This window comes from Pseudomonas sp. NPDC089530 (assembly GCF_050280705.1).
Classification (GTDB): Bacteria; Pseudomonadota; Gammaproteobacteria; order Pseudomonadales; family Pseudomonadaceae; genus Aquipseudomonas.
The window spans coordinates 1-14,524 of record NZ_JBNNVU010000066.1 but is presented as its reverse complement, the minus strand read 5'-3'; the positions used below and the strand labels follow the sequence as shown (position 1 = coordinate 14,524).

The following is a 14,524-nucleotide window of genomic DNA, read 5'->3' as shown; positions in this document are numbered from 1 at the left end:
CAAACCTTTACCTGGCGCTAGGAATGCTGCCTGACAGCAGACCGATGGTGCAGCCAATCGTCCTTGACTCATTGACGCCCCATCCTCCATGGCGCGCAATATTCCGCCCCAATGATCGCCTTAGGACCCCTTCCAGATGGCAAAGATCATCGTGCTTTCAGGCGACTTCCCCCAGGGCGATGGCGAGTATCTACATGGCACCATCACGCTTAAAACACCGCTCAAGCCGCTGATGGGGAAAAGCTTTCCCATCTCCGAACTCAAAGACCTGACTGTCGAAAATACTGAATCCAACAAGGATATGAAGAGAGCCATAGGTCTTGGAGTCCTGGGCGCCCTGTTTCTTGGCCCCCTGGGGGCCATAGCCGGCTATCTACTGGCAGGCCGCGAGACCGAAGTGACATTTCTGGCCACGCTGAAGGATGGACGGACACTCCTGGCTGCAACAGATGGCGATACCTACCAGGAAATCGCGACCTGTTTCAGTAACCGCCCCAGCATGCGCAATCTGATTGCATCTTAGGGCCCGGCCCAGTCGGGAAACCTGCCAATCATTGCCTTTGGCGTTGTATTGGCCCATCGGTTTCTCCACGCGGGCCGCGGAAGCGAAAGTAGCGGATGTCCCAATAAGAAACCCGGCTCGGCGGCCGGGTTTCTGTTCAGTCGATCCTTCACACGTCGATAGCGATCGACACCAGTGAAAACACTATGTCCTCAGGCGCATCACGAGCTCGCCATCGAGCACCTCGCCCGTCTCTAGAAACCCCTCAGAGGCATAAAGATTGCGCGCCCCGATATTCTCCGGCGCGACCCCCAAAGTGATGTCAGGACCTCCGGGCAACCCTCTCAGGTAGGCGACTAGCGCGCGCAACGCGGCGCGCCCATACCCTGAACCTTGATAGTGACGGTCGATCATCAGGCGATAGAGCCAGCGACCGTTATCGTCCGGGTCGAGGGCGTGCATAAGGAAGCCGACCATCTGCCCCGATTGCACGGCGCGCACCACTAACGGTTCACACAAGGGACATTCAGCTGCCTCCTCTAACGATTCGGCGTTGCTGGCTATAAAGTCGATCTGTTCGTCGCGCACTTGCAGAGCGCGACATTCTGCTTCTTCATCGGGAGTGGATACAGGAGTAAGAAGCACCGCTGGGTAAGACGTACGCATTTGAGTTTCTCCGCGGGGCAGTGATCGCCCCTCCAGAATTACGTTGATGGTTCAATGGCGGAAACATCGTTGGAATCTGGTTCATAGGGCACCTCCTTTTCTCGCGGATGGAAACCGAATGGCTGATCCGGCCAAGCGGCGGCGAAATTCTAGAAATTTCGCTTTATTGGCACAAGCGGTAGTCATGTTGCACAACAGATGGGATGAGGCTCGAGAGCGTGTGCCGAGGAATACTGACCTCTAGCTGCCGGCTGCTTGGACACTCGATCCACGGGGTTTTCAGTTTGGGGGCCTAGGTCGGAATCGAGTCATCGCAGTCGGACTTGCAGTCCTGCACGTACTTTCTTTCATTTCAATTGACTAGGCGGAAATCTTTTTCGTCATCGCTGTTTTTTCGTGCAGAGGGCTCACAATCTGCGAGCGGCTAAATTCATCTACAACAACGAACATTACCCTCACTCGGCACCCTATCGATTAGCCCCCCCGACAACTCGTCGACTCAAGTTGCATAAGAACCCATGATAATACCCCCCCAAAAATAGGAGCGCCCGGCACTCACAGTGCGCTCCTATCCTGACAAAAAATACAACTACAAATTACTCGGCCGCCTCCAATGCAGAAACCAAAATAGTATCAATAAATTGACAAGAGGCATCAGGCACCACCTTGTTCGCCTCAATAGCATTATATGAACCATTTCTGCTTAGATACTTACCATTAGCAGCCTTCAACAAAACCCTATATTCACTCACACGCTCCAAAACAAACTCGCAATCCGCATCAGGAACAAGCTTTATTGGCTCAATGTAGCTTACAGGGCCTTTTACCACAGCAAGATATTTATTATTATCAGCCTTCAGGGTGATGCGACTCCCCTTTAAGTCATGCATGACAAAACGACAATAAACATCTGCTTCTGCCTTGCTCGCCTCAATACGCTCAGCACCAACACGGCTAATACGGCTAAGATATTTATTATTATCCGCCTTTAGCACCATAATCTTCTCGCTCATATTCAACTCCTTTTGATAGATGGATATCCAACGCATTCGAAGTACAGCGATTATCATCTAAGCAGAAATACTGGAGCCGTCAAATTTTTCAGCCAGGTACCTTTTAAGGCAAGAACATATCGACATAAAGACCATCTTGGTTACTTCATTATTTTTATTTAGAACGCGAGACTGGGCAGCCTGTTTTTAGCAAAAACCATCGTGATGAATCGAAGACGTTGGCCAGGCCAGCCAAATTTTGGGGCGCTCGAACGAAGCTTTTTCCAGACAATAAAAAAACCCCGTAGATCATTGATCTACGGGGTTTTCAGTTTGGAGGCCGAGGTCGGAATCGAACCGGCGTAGGTGGATTTGCAATCCACTGCATAACCATTTTGCTACTCGGCCAAACTTTCGATGCCTTGCAACTGCATCAAAGGTGTACAACTCGAAGCTGGAAACTTGAATTTGATCTAGCTTCCAACCCTTTGAATTCTAAGTGGTTTTTCGCGTTCCTGAATCAGGAATGGACGCAATTCTGGACTTGTTCGCAGGGCATGTCAAGGACAGAAATGAAATAATTCAACATCTTAGTAACCATGCTGCACTTCTCGGAGATACGCAGCGGCCCGGAAAGCCGCGCCTATGGGCAAGCCTGGCCTGCACCGGAGTTACCCAGCCTATTACTGCACTTTATGCAGCAGTCCACTGCAGACAAGCATAATTGTTGCCCCGTCAGCACATCCCTATCCTCATCTCCCTACCCCCAGTTTCCAAGGAGATCGAGCATGAACACCCGCGTAACCTTGCACGAAGTCGGCGCCCCTCAGGTCCTGCGGTTCGAAGCGTTTCAGGCCCAGATCCCCGGGCCCGGCGAGGTGTGGCTGGAACAGACGGCCATCGGCGTCAACCCGCTGGACCTCAGCCAGCGCAGCGGCGCCGTACCGATTCCCCTGCCCTCCGCACTCGGCCTGGAGGGCGCGGGGCTGGTCAAGGCGGTCGGGGCCGGCGTCACCCAGGTCCAGGTGGGCGACCGGGTCGCCTATGCCACCGGGCCCCTGGGCGCCTATGCCAGCGCCCGGCTGTATCCGGCCGAGCGCCTGGTCAAGCTGCCGCCGGAACTGGCCTCGGACGCCGCCGCGGCGCTGCTGTTCAAGGGCATCACTGCCCAGTACCTGCTCAAGACCACCTACCCCGTCGGCCCGGGCACCCGGGTGCTGCTCTACGGCGCGGCCGGGGCCCTGGGCCAGTTGATGGTGCCCTGGGCCAAGCACCTGGGCGCCACGGTGATCGGGGTGGTGTCCAAGCCGCAGAGCGTCGAGCGGGCCCGCGCCGCCGGCTGCGACACGGTGCTGGTGTTCGATGCCCAGACCCTGGCCCAACAGGTGCTTGAGGCCACCCAGGGACACAAGGTCGATGTGGTGTACGACTCCGTCGGCCGGCAGTCCTTCGAGGCATCCCTCGACAGCCTGCGGCCCCGGGGCGTGCTGGTGTCCTTCGGCGCGGCATCGGGCGCGCCGGAGCCGGTGACGGTCGGCACCCTCAATGCCAAGGGTTCACTGTTCCTCACTCGCCCGTCCCTGGCCGCCCACACCGCCACGGCGAGCGAGTACCAGATGCGTGCTGCCGATGTGCTCGCCGCCTGCGCCGCGGGTATCATCCAGCCGCGGATCTGGCAGCGTTATCCTTTGGCCGAGGTGGCCAGGGCCCATGCCGATCTGCACGCCGGACGGGCGCAAGGAGCCATTGTGCTGATACCTTGAGGCCGATCCTTCCTTTTTGGCTCCACGACGAGGCACCCCAGGCCCATGGATCTGTTCGACAGCCGCCAGGCCGATGAACTCGCCACCTTGCTGGCACTCTTCGAGCACGGCTCCTTCGCCGCCGCGGGCCGGGCCCTGCAGCGCCACCCCTCGGTGCTGTCCAAGCGCCTGGCGGCGCTGGAAAGCCGCCTGGGCATTCGCCTGGTGCAGCGCACCACCCGGCAACTGCGCTTCACCGACGAGGGCGCGCGTTTGGCCGAACGCCTGCGCCACGCCGCGGGCCTGATCAGCGACGCCGAACACGAGGCGTCCCGGGGCGCCGCGCAGATCCGTGGCCGGCTGCGCCTGGCCCTGCCGGCCGCCATGGGCCGGCGCTGGCTCAGCCCGCTCCTCGCCGAGTTCGCCCTGGCCCATCCGGACGTGGCGTTGGAGACCGAGTATTCCGACCGTTTCGTCGACATCGTCGGCGAAGGCTTCGACGCGGCGATCCGCATCGGCGAACTGGCCGACAGCCAGCTGGTGGCACGCAAGCTCTGCGCCCACCAACGCATCCTCTGCGCCGCCCCCGCCTACCTGCAACGCCATGGCGTACCGCAGGCCCCCACCGACCTCGCCAACCACAACTGCCTGGGTTTCACCGGCCTGCGCTCCTGGCCCGACTGGCGCCTGACCCGCCAGGGCGAGCTGGCCACCGTGCGTATCCAGGGCAGCCTGCAGAGCAACGACAACGAAGCGCTGCTGGCCGCCGCCCGGGCCGGGGTCGGCATCCTCGCCGGCGGCGACTGGCTGATGAACCAGGACCTGGCGTCGGGGCAGCTGGTCAGGGTGCTGCCGCAGTGGCAACTGGACAGCGACTCGGGAATCTTTCTGCTACGCCCTTCGGCGCGCTTCGCCAGCGCCAGCACCCTGGCCTTCAAGCAGTGGATCGAGGCGCGTTTTGCCCAGGGCGCGCCTTGGGACATGCAACCCCAGGATCCGCTCTAAGCACCAGCCCTTGAAAGGGCTGGCTGCAAGAGCGGAACCGTCAGCCGCCGCGACCGCAGCAACGGATATGTACCCCCGTCCAAAAAAATGCAGCGCCAGAGCTGACGCCATCTCGAGCACGTCGGATCGCCGCCCGCTCGCGCCTACAGAAGCCTGCACAACATGCCCCGCTGTAAGAGCAGAACCCCGACTGGCCGCTATCGACTGCGTGCCGAGCTCCGGTGTCTCTTTCAGAGCAGTTCCCTACGCATTCAGACAGGCGCGCCGGAGCATCCTGCTGCAGAATCGCCCTCTGACCTGAACCGGTGCCCCGCCCCATGACCCTCCTGCAAAAGGCGCTGTGCGACAAAACCTTCGTCTGCATCATGGAATTCGTGCCCAAGCCCAGCGCGCAACGCTTCTCCGCCGTCGCAGCGCTCATGGCCCGCTCGCAGCTGTGCGGCTGGCCCCTGACCCTGGCCATTGCCGACCGGGTCGGCAGCCCCCTCGATATGTCGCCGCTGGACGCCTTTCACAGCCTCGAGCGCCCCGTCCCGGCACTGCTGCACTTCTCCGGCAAGGACCGCGAACGCCGGGACCTGCTCGCCCAACTGCCGCGCATGGACGCCGCTGGCGTGGATCAGCTCCTGCTGCTCAGCGGCGACCGCCTGCCCGGCCATCGGCCCGGCGAGCGCCCGGTGCGCTACCTGGAATCGGTGGCCGCCCTGCAGATCGTCCGCCAGGCCCGTCCCCACTGGTGGCTGGCGGCGGCCCTGAACCCCTTCAAGTACCGCGAGGAGGAAGGCGGCGCCCAGTATTTCAAGGCCGAGAAGAAGCTCGCCGCGGGCGCCGACTGCTTCATGTTGCAACTGGGCTTCGACGCGCAAAAACACCTCGAAGCCATGGCCTGGATGAAGCGTCAGCCCAACCCCAAGCCGCTGATCGCCTGCATCCTGGCGCTGACCCAGGGCCGCGCCAGGATGCTCGAGCATGTAGCGGGAGTGGTAGTCACGCCCTCCATGCGCGCGCTGGTGGACGCCGAGGCCGCCGTCTCCAAAAACTACGCCCGGGAACGCAGCGTCAACCGCCTGGCCCTGCAGGTCATCGGCCTGCGCCTGATGGGCTACGCCGGCATCAACCTGTCGGGCATCCACGACCTGGAGCAACTGCTCGCCCTCGAACAGGCGATCAGCACCTGGCAGCCCCAATTGCAGTCCCTGGAGCAATGGGCCCCGGCCTGGGAAGCCAGCTGGCGGATGCCCGGACTACCCGCGGTGACCTTCAACCCTCCCGACGCGAACTGGCGGCTGGGTGAGTCCAGCGTCAGCGCCTCGCCCCAGGAGCAGGCGCGCTATCGGCTGCTCCACGGCTTTCACTCGCTGCTGTTCAGCCGCACCACCTGGGCGAGCCGGGCGTTCGGCTGGGCCGTGCGCCGCCCGGTCTGGTCGACCGCGACCGGCGCGCGCTGGCTGCATCGCCTGGAGCGCGGCCTGAAAAGGCCGGTGCTGGGCTGCGATACCTGTGGCAACTGCCGCCTGGAAGACACCCTCTACATCTGCCCCGAGACCTGCCCCAAGGGGCTGGCCAACGGCCCCTGCGGCGGCACCTCGCTCAACCGCTGCGAGTTCGGCGACCGTGAATGCATCCACGGCATCAAGTACCGCACCGCCAAGACGGTGGGCCAGACCGCCGTGCTCACCGAGCGCTTGATCCCCTGCGTGGAGGCGGGCAGCCGCCATCGCAGCTCCTGGCCTCGCTGGTTCGATGGCGCGTCGTCAGCGGCACAGGCGCCGCTGCCAGACAAGAAACCGGAGTGAATCCCTCTGCCGCTCCAGGGGAGAGCGGCAACCCCAGGGTCTACACTCGCCCTGTCGTGCCCGCGTCCGCAGCCCGGACCCAGCACTCAACATCCCTCACCCAGCACAGGAGGTGCGGCGCTCATGGCATTTACCGAAATCGACTACGAAATCCAGGGGCCGATCAGGATCATCCGTTTCAACCGGCCCGAGCAACGCAATTGCATCGGCCCCACCACCCACCTGGAGCTGATCGAGGCCTGGGGCCGCTTTCGCGACGACCCAGAGGCATTGGTGGCCATTATCACCGGCGCCGGCGACCAGGCGTTCTGCGCCGGCGGCGACCTCAAGGCCGCGGAGAAGCTGGTGCCCTCCAGCCCTGAGGAGATCGCCGCGCACAATCGCGGCGAGCGCCCCGGGATCATCGGCCCCAGCCGCTGGACGGACATCTACAAACCGGTGATCGCCGCGGTGAACGGCGTGGCCTACGCCGGCGGCCTGGAGTGGGCCTGCTTTGCCGACATGCGCATCGCCGAGGAACACGCGTCCTTCGGCGTCACCTGCCGCCGCTGGAACATCGGCCTGGCCGATGGCGGCACCCAGCGCCTGCCGCGCATCGTCGGCATGGGTCGGGCGCTGGAGCTGATCCTCACCGGCAAGGTCATCTGCGCCCACGAAGCGCTGGCGATCGGCCTGGTCAACGAGGTGGTGGCCAAGGGTCGCGCACTGGAGCGGGCGCTGGAACTGGCGCGCCTGCTCTGCACCCTGCCCCAACCCGCCATGCGCTCGGACAAGGAAGCCGCCCTGCGCGGCTACGGCCAGCCCCTGGCCGAGGGGCTGCGCATCGAGGCCGAGTGTTTCAACCGCTCCATCCACCAGGCGGAAACCCAGGAAGGCCTGCGCCGCTTCCGCGAACGCGACCACCCGGACCTGCGCGGCGACGTGCCGGCCCAGACCCCGGGGCTGGTCAAAGACTAAAGCACCGGGGCTCTCCCTCAGGACGGCCCCTGCTCCGCTTTCTTGTCCGAGGCGATCGGCGGCTCGAAACCCCAGTCGCCGTGCAGGTACCAATCGTCGCCGAGCATCTCGGCCGGGTGCATGGTGCGGTCCGCGCCGTTGCCGCAGGCCAGGGCATTGGCCGCGCAGTAGCGGTCGCAGCCCCAGCAGATGCGTTCGGGATGCTTGGGGCTGATGGGAAAGTTCTTGGCCATGGCGTTCCCCGGGCGGCAATGGAGAGGGTCTCCACGCTACAACGCCCGCCGGGAAACGCCCTTGACCGGGGTCAAGATTCGCCCGCCCCGGCGCCATGGGCCGCCTGCTGCACCGTGGCGGCCGGCTGGAAGCGCAGCGCCAGCTTGCGCAAGGCGACGTAGAACACCGGGGTCAGGAACAGGCCGAAGATCGTCACCCCGAGCATCCCGGAGAACACCGCGACCCCGGTGGCCCGGCGGATCTCGCTGCCGGCGCCGGTGCCGATCAGCAGCGGCACGGAACCGGCAATGAACGCCACCGAGGTCATGATGATCGGCCGCAGGCGCAGCCGGCAGGCCTCCAGAGCAGCCTCGATGACGCCCTGGCCCTGGAGCTCCAGTTCCCGGGCGAACTCGACGATCAGGATCGCGTTCTTGCAGGCCAGCCCCATCAGCACCACCAGCCCGACTTGGACGAAGACGTTGTTGTCGCCGCCGCTGAGCCACACCCCGGACAGGGCCGCGAGCATGCACACCGGGACGATGAGGATCACCGCCAGGGGCAGGGTCCAGCTCTCGTACAGCGCGGCGAGCACCAGGAACACCAGCATCACCGCCAACGGGAACACCACTGCCGCCGCGTGGCTCTGGCTGACCTGCTGGTAGCTCAGGTCGGTCCATTCCAGGGTGATGCCCCGCGGCAGCACCCGCGCGGCGATTTCCTCCAGCTTGGCGATCACCTGCCCCGACGACAGTTGCTTGGGATCGGAGTCGCCGATCAGGTCCGCGGCCGGGTAGCCGTTGTAGCGCACCACCGGGTCGGGGCCGTAGCTGGGGGTCACGCTGATCATCGCGCCCAGGGGCACCATCTCGCCCCGGTCGTTGCGCACCCGCAGGCCGGCGATGTCCTCGGCGGTCTGCCGATAAGAGCTGTCGGCCTGGGCCATGACCCGGTAGACCCGACCGAACAGGTTGAAGTCATTGACATAGACCGACCCCAGGTAGGTCTGCAGGGTATTGAACAGATCGCTCAGCGACACCCCCTGGGCCTTGACCTTGACCCGGTCCACCTGCACCTCCAACTGCGGAATATTGGCCTGGTAGGAACTGACCGGGTAACTCATGCCCGGGGTCTGCGCCACCGCCGCCTGGAAGGCGCTCAAGGCGTTCTGCAGGGCGCCGTAGCCCAGGCCCGCGCGGTCTTCGAGGTACAGCGAATACCCCGAGCCATTGCCCAGCCCCTGGATCGGCGGCGGCAACAGCGCATAGGCAAAACCTTCGTGGACCTGCGCCAGCCTGGCGTTGAGTTCGGCGTTGATCTCCACCGCGCCGCGCTGGCGCTGGTCGAACGGCTTGAGGATGACGTAGGCCGCCATCACGTTCGGCGTGTTCACCGACTGCAAGGCATTCAGGCCGCTGAAGGCCGGCACCATGTCCACCCCTTCCACCGAGCGCGCGGCCTCGATCAGCTCCTGGGTCACCGCGTCGGTGCGGGCCAGCGAGGCGCCTTCCGGCAGCTTGGCGCCGGCGAACAGATAGAGCTTGTCCTGGGTCGGGATAAAGCCGCCGGGCACGATATTGAACATCCAGGCGGTGCCGACCAGCAGCACGGCATAGACGAAAAACACCCCGCCGCGCCGGCCCAGGCTGTAGGCCACCAGGCCGTGGTACCCGTCGGAACGACGTTTGAAGACCGCGTTGAAGGCGCGGAAGAAACGCCCGAACACCCGCTGGATGCCCCGCTCCAGCCAATCCTGCGGCGCGCCGTGGGGCCGGAACAGCTTGGCCGCCAGGGCCGGCGACAGGGTCAGGGAGTTGATCGCCGAAATCACCGTGGAAATGGCGATGGTCACCGCGAACTGTTTGTAGAACTGGCCGGTGACGCCCGAGAGGAAGGTCATGGGAATGAACACCGCGCACAGCACCAGGGCAATGGCGATGATCGGCCCGGACACCTCCTTCATCGCCCGGTGCGCCGCCTCCCGCGGGGCGTGGCCCTGCTCGATGAAGCGCTCGACGTTTTCCACCACCACGATGGCGTCGTCGACCACGATGCCGATGGCCAGCACCAGGCCGAACAGGGTCAGGGTGTTGATCGAATAGCCCAGGAGGTACAGCCAGGCGAAGGTGCCGATCACCGACACCGGCACCGCGATCAGCGGGATGATCGAAGCGCGCCAGGTCTGCAGGAACAGGATCACCACCAGCACCACCAACACCACCGCCTCCATCAGCGTGTGCTGCACCGCGCTGATCGAGTCCCTGACGAACACCGTCGGGTCCCACACGGCCTTGTAGGCCACCCCTTCGGGGAAGCGCTCGGCCAGTTCGTCGAGCTTGGCGTAGACCGCGTCGGCCACCTGCAGCGCGTTGGCCCCCGGCGAGAGGAAGATGCCCACCGTCGCCTGGTTGCGGTCATCCAGCCGTGCGCGCAGGGTGTAGTCCCCCGCGCCGAGTTCGACCCGGGCCACGTCCGACAGGCGCACCAGTTGCCCGTCGGCGCCGCTCTTGAGGACGATCCCGGCGAACTCCTGCTCGCTGCGCAAGCGCCCGCGCACGTTGATCGGCACCAGGAAGTCGGCGCCCTGGGGCGAAGGTTCGGCGCCCAGTTGCCCGGCCGAGACCTGCACGTTCTGCTCGCGGATGGCGTTCACCACGTCGGCCGCGGTCAGCCCACGGGCGGACAGGCTGTTGGGATCGAGCCAGACGCGCATCGCGTAGTCGCCCGAACCGTAGACCCCGACATTGCCGATGCCGGACAGCCGCGACAGCTCGTCCTTGACGTGCAGGGTCAGGTAATTGCGCAGGTACAGCGAGTCGTAGCGGTTGTCCGGGGACAGCAGGCTGACGTACATCAGCGGCGTCGGCGATTGCTTCTGGGTGGTCACGCCATACTGCCGCACCTCTTCGGGCAGCCGCGACAGCGCCTGGCTCACGCGGTTCTGCACGCGCACCGCGGCGGTGTCCGGATCCACGCCCGGGACGAAGGTGATGCTCACCGCCAGGCTGCCGTCGGAACCGGCCACCGACTTCATGTACATGATCCCCTCGACGCCGTTGATCGCCTCTTCCAGGGGCACGGCGACCGACTCGGCGATCTCCTTGGGATTGGCCCCCGGATAGGTGGCGCGCACCACCACGCTGGTCGGCACCACCTCGGGGTATTCCCCCGAAGGCAGCACCGGGATGGCGATCAGGCCCAGGGCAAAGATGATGATCGACAGCACGATGGCGAAGATCGGCCGGTCGATGAAGAATTTCGAGAAATCCATATCCGCTCTCCGTCACTGTGCCAACTGGGGTTTGGGGCTAGCGGCAGACGCCTGGCGGTCGGGCGCGGGGTTTTCCCTGGGCTCCACCGCCATGCCGGAGAAGTAGATCTTCTGCGCACCGTTGAGCACCACCCGGTCGCCGGCCGCCAGCCCCGAACTGATCACCCGCCGGCCATCCAGCTGGCGGCCGAGGGTCACGTCCTTGCGCAGGGCCTGGTTGTTGTCTCCGACGACGTACACGTATTTGCGGTCCTGGTCGGTCAGCACCGCGCGGTCGTCGATCAGCAGGGCGCGGGTCTCGCTGGCGCCCTCGAGGCGTACCCGGGCGAACAGCCCCGCGGTCAGCTTGCGCTCGGGGTTGGCCAGCACCGCGCGCACGCGGATGGTGCCGGTGGCGGGGTCGACCTGGTTGTCCAGGAAGTCCACGGTGCCGGTCAGGGGGAAGGTGCCGATGTCGTTGGCCAGGCCGACACGCACGGTATTGGCCACCCCCGGCCGCCGCCCGGCGCCGGTCTGCTCGATGTAGCGCAGCAGGCTCTGCTCGTCGGCGTCGAAATACACGTACATCGGGTCCTGGGACACGATACGAGTCAACACGCTCTGGTCGGCCTGGGCCAGGTTGCCGAGGGTCAGCATGGCGCGGCCGACGCGCCCGGAAAACGGCGCGCGGACCTGGGTGAAGTCCAGGTTGAGCTGCGCCGTGGCCACCTCGGCGACGGCGGCATTCACGTCCGCCACCCCCTGGGCCAGGGTGGCGCTGCGGATGTCGCCCTCCTCCCGGGACAGCGCGGCCTGCTTGACCAGCGCCTGGCCGCGGCGATCCTGCTCGGTGGCCAGCCTTACCGCGGCGCGGGCCCGGGCCAGACGCGCCTGGGCACTGGCCAGCGCCTCGCGGTACGGCCGCGGGTCGATGACGAACAGGGTCTGGCCCTTCTGCACCTCATCGCCCTCGCGGAAGGCGATGCGCTCGACATAACCGCTGACCCGCGGCCGCAGGTCGACGGCGTCGACCGCACTCAGGCGGCCGTTGAACAGGTCCCACTCGCGCACCGGCTGCAGGCTCACGGTCGTGACCTCGACCACTGGCGCCGCGGCGGCCGCCGGTTCGCCCTTATCGTTACAGCCGCCCAGCGCCAGCAGCACGCACAGCGCGCCCAGCCGGTGGGTGGAACAACAGCCTCGACCGAGCATTCGGCGAATTCGATTCATGAACGTGGACCCCCGCTGCACCAGAGTGTTGATTTATTGGCAGGCGGACTATAAAAGTTAAAGCCAACTTTAAGTAAAGCCCCTTCGGAGGGCCCATGAACCACTCCAGCGAATCGCTCCTGACCATCACCGAGGTCGCACGGCGCAGCGGCGTCATGGCCTCGGCGCTGCGTTTCTACGAGTCCCGCGGCCTGCTCCACTCGATACGCATCGGCAGCGGCCACCGCCGCTACCCGCGCTCGGTGCTGCGCCGGATCGCCTACGTGGTGTTCGCCCAGCGCATCGGTTTCTCCCTCGATGAGATCATCCAGCAACTGACCGGCCTGCCCCTGAACACGGCGCCGGCGGGCGAGGACTGGCGGCGCCTGACCGCCACCTGGAAAACCCGGGTGCAGCAGCGCATCGCCGAACTTGAGCGGTTGAACATGAGCCTGGAGGAATGCATCGGCTGCGGTTGCATGTCGCTGGAGCACTGCCAGCTCAACAACCCCGAGGACATCTACTCGCGCAATGGCTGCGGCGCCCGCCGCTGGCTGGGGGACCAGAAAATCGTCATCGGCGGCGGCCAGGAGGCCGATTGATCCCAAGGGTGGTGCCGGCTGGCCCCAAGGGGCGATGTTCCTGGCCGACACGTCGGCCAGCAACACCCACTGCAGACGCCCTCGGCTTTAAGGGCTGCTTGCTGCAATCAGCACAGAGAGGCGCAGCCCGCCGGCGTACGCGTGGTCGGCACCTCATCCCACGCTACCAGGACAACGCCTGCGCAATCTGGTTGGCCTCGGTCTCGGTTTGGCCTGCGCGCATGATCGGTGCCCGCAGCAATGACCGCTGGCCTTTACGATCCACGATCCAGAACGCCATGCCTGTCGGCGTTGCCCGTTGGGCGCCAGTGATCGGGTCCACATCGGCCTCACCCTTGTCCCCTATCCCCGGCGTTACGTCGAACACCCATTTGCGGCCGGCTACCGGCGCAGCCTGATGCTGGACCGACCGGGGCACAAAGGTCGTCTTGCGCAAACGTCCCGCTTGCAGTTGCAGCGTGTCGGCCATGAAGCGACGCAGCGTCGACTCGAGCTCGTCGTCGGAGGACACCTCCAGGCCCGCGCTCAGGCCCAGTTGCCCCCCTGTCTGCAAATTCTCGTAGTAGAAACGATTGGCGGCGCCATAGCTCAGGCGGTAGGTGCCCACACGCATGGGTAATTGCATGCCCGTCGCTCTGTTGACCAGGGCCTTGCCGCCTTCAGGTATCCCCCACCCCCATAGGGCATCGCTCTGTTGCCAATCGAGCAAGGCCCTGTTCAAGGCAATGGCCTCGCGGCTCCGACCTTGGCGATAGGCAATGTCCGCGGCATAGTCCAGCGCAGTCTGGTAGATCCCGCCGTCGGGATCGCCGCCGCTGTACTCCCAGGCGGACAGTGCCTGCTCCAGCGAACGGCGTGCGTCCTCCAGGGCACCGCGCCGGTACTGCGACACGCCGACAAAGGTATTCAAGCGGGCGACTTCCAATGCAAAGAACGCGTCAGGCAGCGCCTGTTGCGCCAGCTCGCCGGCCTTGGACCAGCCCCCCGGAGTCGCCCAGTGCTCGTCGATTGCCCGGTCCTGCTCGGCCAGGGTGCGCTCACGGAACAACGGATGCTCGCCCTGCCATTGCAGGGTTGCGAACAACTGGCCCAGTTGTTCTATGGCCTGGGCCTCGTCCTGCAAAGCGAACTCGACGGCAACGTGCAGGTGCCAGTCACCATTGAGTACCGTCCAGATGCCCTTGAAACCTCGTTCGCCCGCGTCCTCCCATTGCGCTCCGCCTTTGACTGACGTCAGGCCGCCGAAGGGTAGATCAGGCATTGCCGACATACGTGCTTGATTGGCGGGCGTCCCCTGATAGCGCTTGAGCGACTCCTGGCGCTGGGTTGCATCCCGTCCGCGCTGTGTTTCGTCGTAATACACCGAAACCTCGACGCTGAGAGGACCGTTCACCAGCGCCTGGGTATAGCGCACGCGCGCGCTGGAGTCTCGCTTATCGGCCGGCTCGAACGCCGTTAACTTCCATTGCCCCACCATCAGCGGCAGCGATAAACCGGCAAGCTCGTAATGCAAGCGCGGCTCGTCAGGTGCCAGGCGCCATAGCCCGGAATAAGGGTTGCCGAGGGCAAAGAGCTGTTCCTGCAGACGGG

Annotated in this window: 12 protein-coding genes and 1 tRNA gene; 6 read left to right on the top strand and 7 right to left on the bottom strand. The window is 64.6% G+C overall.

The annotated features are described in order from the left end of the window. The first annotated feature begins 136 nt into the window (after positions 1–136). Entirely contained in the window at positions 137–523 is a 387-nt protein-coding gene (locus ACQKQA_RS21645; RefSeq protein WP_427562165.1) for a hypothetical protein, read from the top strand. Between the two features lie 183 nt (positions 524–706). On the opposite strand, the gene ACQKQA_RS21640 is transcribed toward ACQKQA_RS21645, so the two are convergent. From ACQKQA_RS21640 to ACQKQA_RS21630, 3 genes are all read right to left on the bottom strand, one after another. After that, positions 707–1,168, bottom strand: a complete 462-nt coding sequence (locus tag ACQKQA_RS21640; RefSeq protein ID WP_427562162.1) for a GNAT family N-acetyltransferase — start codon at positions 1,166–1,168, stop codon at positions 707–709. 596 nt (positions 1,169–1,764) lie between these two features. Continuing rightward, positions 1,765–2,181 (bottom strand): fascin domain-containing protein, encoded by a 417-nt coding sequence (locus tag ACQKQA_RS21635; protein ID WP_427562160.1) that lies wholly within the window; start codon positions 2,179–2,181, stop codon positions 1,765–1,767. A 313-nt stretch (positions 2,182–2,494) separates the two neighbouring features. After that, a tRNA-Cys gene (locus ACQKQA_RS21630) sits at positions 2,495–2,568 on the bottom strand. A 380-nt stretch (positions 2,569–2,948) separates the two neighbouring features. Here ACQKQA_RS21630 and ACQKQA_RS21625 point away from each other — a divergent pair. The 4 genes from ACQKQA_RS21625 to ACQKQA_RS21610 all read left to right on the top strand — a co-directional run bounded on the left by ACQKQA_RS21625 (position 2,949) and on the right by ACQKQA_RS21610 (position 7,660). Beyond that, the gene (locus ACQKQA_RS21625) at positions 2,949–3,923 is read left to right on the top strand and encodes a quinone oxidoreductase family protein (RefSeq protein WP_427562157.1); all 975 of its coding nucleotides are present in this window, start codon (positions 2,949–2,951) and stop codon (positions 3,921–3,923) included. 45 nt (positions 3,924–3,968) lie between these two features. Continuing rightward, complete coding sequence (locus ACQKQA_RS21620) at positions 3,969–4,907, top strand: LysR family transcriptional regulator (protein ID WP_427562154.1); 939 nt, start codon at positions 3,969–3,971, stop codon at positions 4,905–4,907. Between the two features lie 317 nt (positions 4,908–5,224). Then, complete coding sequence (locus tag ACQKQA_RS21615) at positions 5,225–6,703, top strand: methylenetetrahydrofolate reductase C-terminal domain-containing protein (RefSeq protein WP_427562151.1); 1,479 nt, start codon at positions 5,225–5,227, stop codon at positions 6,701–6,703. 123 nt (positions 6,704–6,826) lie between these two features. Next, on the top strand, positions 6,827–7,660 hold the full coding sequence (locus ACQKQA_RS21610; protein ID WP_427562149.1) for an enoyl-CoA hydratase/isomerase family protein: 834 nt from the start codon (positions 6,827–6,829) through the stop codon (positions 7,658–7,660). A 17-nt stretch (positions 7,661–7,677) separates the two neighbouring features. Here the strand turns inward: ACQKQA_RS21610 and ACQKQA_RS21605 are convergent, their stop codons facing one another. The 3 genes from ACQKQA_RS21605 to ACQKQA_RS21595 form a co-directional block, all read right to left on the bottom strand. Further along, entirely contained in the window at positions 7,678–7,893 is a 216-nt protein-coding gene (locus tag ACQKQA_RS21605) for a DUF3079 domain-containing protein (protein WP_427562147.1), read from the bottom strand. A 71-nt stretch (positions 7,894–7,964) separates the two neighbouring features. After that, complete coding sequence (locus ACQKQA_RS21600; protein ID WP_427562144.1) at positions 7,965–11,144, bottom strand: efflux RND transporter permease subunit; 3,180 nt, start codon at positions 11,142–11,144, stop codon at positions 7,965–7,967. A gap of 12 nt (positions 11,145–11,156) precedes the next feature. Further along, entirely contained in the window at positions 11,157–12,353 is a 1,197-nt protein-coding gene (locus tag ACQKQA_RS21595) for an efflux RND transporter periplasmic adaptor subunit (RefSeq protein WP_427562141.1), read from the bottom strand. 95 nt (positions 12,354–12,448) lie between these two features. Here ACQKQA_RS21595 and soxR point away from each other — a divergent pair, with 95 nt between their 5' ends. Then, a complete protein-coding gene (gene soxR / locus ACQKQA_RS21590; protein WP_427562138.1) occupies positions 12,449–12,934 on the top strand; it encodes a redox-sensitive transcriptional activator SoxR in 486 nt (161 codons plus the stop codon). A 163-nt stretch (positions 12,935–13,097) separates the two neighbouring features. On the opposite strand, the gene ACQKQA_RS21585 is transcribed toward soxR, so the two are convergent. After that, the coding region (locus ACQKQA_RS21585) for a tetratricopeptide repeat protein (protein WP_427562136.1) at positions 13,098–14,524 on the bottom strand (1,427 nt) is incomplete at its 5' end.

Excerpts from the sequence above, each read along its gene's own strand:
- ACQKQA_RS21600 (WP_427562144.1), bottom strand. The coding sequence starts at position 11,144 with ATGGATTTCTCGAAATTCTTCATCGACCGGCCGATCTTCGCCATCGTG.
- soxR (WP_427562138.1), top strand. The coding sequence starts at position 12,449 with ATGAACCACTCCAGCGAATCGCTCCTGACCATCACCGAGGTCGCACGG.
- ACQKQA_RS21640 (WP_427562162.1), bottom strand. The coding sequence starts at position 1,168 with ATGCGTACGTCTTACCCAGCGGTGCTTCTTACTCCTGTATCCACTCCC.
- ACQKQA_RS21605 (WP_427562147.1), bottom strand. The coding sequence starts at position 7,893 with ATGGCCAAGAACTTTCCCATCAGCCCCAAGCATCCCGAACGCATCTGC.
- ACQKQA_RS21615 (WP_427562151.1), top strand. The coding sequence starts at position 5,225 with ATGACCCTCCTGCAAAAGGCGCTGTGCGACAAAACCTTCGTCTGCATC.
- ACQKQA_RS21610 (WP_427562149.1), top strand. The coding sequence starts at position 6,827 with ATGGCATTTACCGAAATCGACTACGAAATCCAGGGGCCGATCAGGATC.
- ACQKQA_RS21595 (WP_427562141.1), bottom strand. The coding sequence starts at position 12,353 with ATGAATCGAATTCGCCGAATGCTCGGTCGAGGCTGTTGTTCCACCCAC.
- ACQKQA_RS21620 (WP_427562154.1), top strand. The coding sequence starts at position 3,969 with ATGGATCTGTTCGACAGCCGCCAGGCCGATGAACTCGCCACCTTGCTG.
- ACQKQA_RS21635 (WP_427562160.1), bottom strand. The coding sequence starts at position 2,181 with ATGAGCGAGAAGATTATGGTGCTAAAGGCGGATAATAATAAATATCTT.
- ACQKQA_RS21645 (WP_427562165.1), top strand. The coding sequence starts at position 137 with ATGGCAAAGATCATCGTGCTTTCAGGCGACTTCCCCCAGGGCGATGGC.
- ACQKQA_RS21625 (WP_427562157.1), top strand. The coding sequence starts at position 2,949 with ATGAACACCCGCGTAACCTTGCACGAAGTCGGCGCCCCTCAGGTCCTG.